The following is a 2792-nucleotide window of genomic DNA, read 5'->3' as shown; positions in this document are numbered from 1 at the left end:
GCGGTGGGGGCCTCGGCGGGGCCGGCCGGGCCGGTCCCGGTGGGTCGCAGCGCCGCGTCCGGACCCGCGGGGGCGGGGGCGGCGTCCGCGCCGAAGGGCATGGTCCAGCTCGCCCACCGGCCGGGCGCGCCGGGGTCGGTCTCCGGCCCGGGGAGGACCGGCTCGGTGCCGATCTCCGGGGGACGGAAGTCCTGACCGCCGGGCGCGGCGAGGGGGTCGGCGGAGGTGTCGGTGTCCGGGACGGCGGGGGGCAGCTGGATGTGGGCGGTGGCCTCGGAGTCGTACTCCACGCCCCACCCGGTGCGCGGCAGCGGAAGGCCCGGGTACTCGGGGTGTCCGGGGTGCTGCTGCGGTCCCTCGAACCGGTCGCCGGTCGGCTCGTCCGGGCGCCGGGATCGGTGCTCGTTCATGTCGCTCACGACAGGGCCCTTCCCAGTCCGCGGCGGGCCAGCGCCGCCACCGTGCGCCGCAGGTGCCGCAGCGCGGGGGACAGTTCGGCGGGCTCCCCGCCCTCCGGTCCCGGTTCGGGGTCCGGCACGCAGGCCGCCCCCACGTATTCGCCGAACGCCGCCAACGCGTCCGGCGGCAGTCGGCGTTCGCCGTCCCAGTCGACCAGCGACGCCACCCAGCGCTCCGCCTCCAGCGGGCGCAGCGGCATGGGGGCGACGGCCCCCACGGCGCAGCGCACCTCGCGGCGGACCGGGTCCAGCACCACGGAGACCGAGGCCAGGGCCCGGGCGGGGCCGGTGCGGCCGGTGGCCTTGAGGAAGGTCTGCGGGGCGTGCAGCAGGGGGACGCGGACGAAGGCGAGGAGTTCGGCCGGGCGCAGCCGCTCGCGGCCGGCCAGCAGGTGCCCCACCGGGATGGAGCGCTCGGCGCCCTCGGGGCCGACGACCACCAGTTGGGCCTCCAGGGCGGCCAGCACGGGCAGGGTGTCGCCGGTGGCGGCGCCGGTGATGATGTTGCCGCCCAGGGTGCCGGCGTTGCGCACCTGGGGCGGGCCGGCGGTGCGGGCGGCGGCGGCCAGTGCGGGGATGAGTGCGGCGAAGTCCGGGCGGCCCATGCGGGCGTGGGTCAGACAGGCGCCGAGGACGGCGTGGCCGTCGCGGTACTCCCAGCCCCGCAGCTCGCCCAGGCGGCCGAGGCCGACCAGGGCGGCGGGGCGCAACAGGCCGGCGTTGACGTCCCCCATCAGGTCCGTTCCGCCCGCCACCGGCACCGCGGCGGGCTCCGCGGCCAGCGCCGCGACGGCCTCGTCGAGCGTGGCCGGGAGCGCGACCGGCTGCGCCGTGCGCGGTGCGTGCGTGCTCACTCCTGCTGCCCCTCTCCGGTGGAACCCGGCTCCCGAGCCGTACGGTACGTCCTCCCGGCCCGGAGGTGGCAACTCTGGCATATTTTCCCGACCCGCAAACCGGGGGGCGGCCCTCTTCCGGGGGCTGCCGGGGGACCGCCCGGGGGATCGGACGGCGACGCGGGTCGCGGGGCCGGGGATCCGGCGGCCGGGAGCCGTTCGGGCGACGGGGAACAGCCTCTCCCGGGGGCGTCCCCGGCGCACCGGGTCGAAGGGCCCGAGCCCGTTGCTCTTCCTCCTCGCCCGGGGGCTCACCCGCGGTGTTGTGCCGCCGGGCCCGCGCCCGGGCCCCGGTGGTCACGGGTCGCCGGGCGCGCCGGAGGACGGTGGGGGCGCGCCGCGCGCCCGCTCACCCCGTCGGGGCACGGGACGGCCCGGGGCCGCGGACGGCGCGGTCCCCGGGGCGGCGCGGGGCCGCCCCGGTGGACGCGACCGGCGGGGCGCCGGGTCCCGGCCGGGGCCGCACGGCCCCGGCACGGGGGCTCAGCCCTTGCCGCCCTTGTCGCCGCCCTTGCCCCCGCGACCGCCGAAGGAGCTCATGGACTCGTAGATCTCCTTGCACATGGGGCACACCGGGTACTTCTTGGGGTCCCGGCCGGGCACCCAGACCTTGCCGCAGAGCGCCACGACGGGGCTGCCGTCGATCGCGCTCGCCATGATCTTGTCCTTCTGGACGTAGTGCGCGAAACGCTCGTGGTCGCCGTCACCGTGGGTCGTCTGCGGGGTGGGCTCGACCAGGGTGCCGGTGCCCGTCCCGCGCTCGGGCTCAGGAGTGCTCATGGGTCCCAAGCCTAATTGAGCGACGGGTCGTCCGGGTATGTGGCCAACAGGGCCAGCCCGGAGCGCTGGCGCCGCAGCACGGCCCGCCACAGGCCCTCCGGTCGGGGCACCGAGACGTCCCCCGGCTCGGAGTCCACGACGTACCAGGCGCCCTCGTCCAGCTCGCTCTCCAGTTGCCCGGCGCCCCACCCGGCGTAGCCGGCGAAGACCCGCAGCGAGCCCACCTCGCCCGCGAGCACCTCGGGGGGCGCGTCGAGGTCCACCAATCCGATCGAGCCGTGCACGCGCCGCCAGCCGAGCGGGCCCTCGCCGGGGACCACGGCCAGGGCGAGCGCGGCGTCCAGGGCCACCGGGCCGCCCTGGAACACGACCCCGGGCTCGCCGGCGAGGGCGGCCCAGGGTTCCAGGACCTCGGAGACGTCCACGGGGGTGGGGCGGTTGAGGACCACCCCGAGGGCGCCGTCGTCGTCGTGGTCCAGGACCAGGACGACGGAACGCGTGAAGTTGGGATCCGCCAGGGCGGGGGCGGCCACCAACAGCCGCCCGGCGAGCGAGGACACCTCGGGCATGACGACATGATTGCCCATCCGGGGGCCGCTCGGGAGGGCAACGGCGCAGGGCGCCCCGGCGGACCCCCGGGGGGATCGGGGTCGGGGCGCCC

General features: G+C 78.0%; 3 protein-coding genes and 1 pseudogene. All 4 read right to left on the bottom strand.

From position 1 onward, the window contains the following. Window positions 1-410 (bottom strand): annotated as a pseudogene (locus FOE67_RS21915) (hypothetical protein); the annotation flags it as partial. Window positions 411-415: 5 nt separating this feature from the next. Further along, the gene (locus tag FOE67_RS21910) at window positions 416-1312 is read right to left on the bottom strand and encodes an FAD binding domain-containing protein (protein ID WP_182666563.1); all 897 of its coding nucleotides are present in this window, start codon (window positions 1310-1312) and stop codon (window positions 416-418) included. A 522-nt stretch (window positions 1313-1834) separates the two neighbouring features. Next, on the bottom strand, window positions 1835-2131 hold the full coding sequence (locus FOE67_RS21905) for a DUF3039 domain-containing protein (protein WP_182666562.1): 297 nt from the start codon (window positions 2129-2131) through the stop codon (window positions 1835-1837). 11 nt (window positions 2132-2142) lie between these two features. Beyond that, window positions 2143-2700, bottom strand: coding sequence for a YqgE/AlgH family protein (locus FOE67_RS21900; RefSeq protein WP_182666561.1), 558 nt, complete (start codon window positions 2698-2700; stop codon window positions 2143-2145). Window positions 2701-2792: the final 92 nt, after the last annotated feature.

Origin of the sequence: Streptomyces calidiresistens, from assembly GCF_014141525.1 — a bacterium.
GTDB classification, from domain to species: Bacteria; Actinomycetota; Actinomycetes; order Streptomycetales; family Streptomycetaceae; genus Streptomyces; species Streptomyces calidiresistens.
Note: the sequence above shows the minus strand (reverse complement) of the source record. Positions and strands in the feature narration are given on the sequence as shown.

Bases quoted from the DNA above. Each gene is read 5' to 3' on its own strand.
- FOE67_RS21905 (WP_182666562.1), bottom strand. From the start codon at position 2,131: ATGAGCACTCCTGAGCCCGAGCGCGGGACGGGCACCGGCACCCTGGTC.
- FOE67_RS21900 (WP_182666561.1), bottom strand. From the start codon at position 2,700: ATGCCCGAGGTGTCCTCGCTCGCCGGGCGGCTGTTGGTGGCCGCCCCC.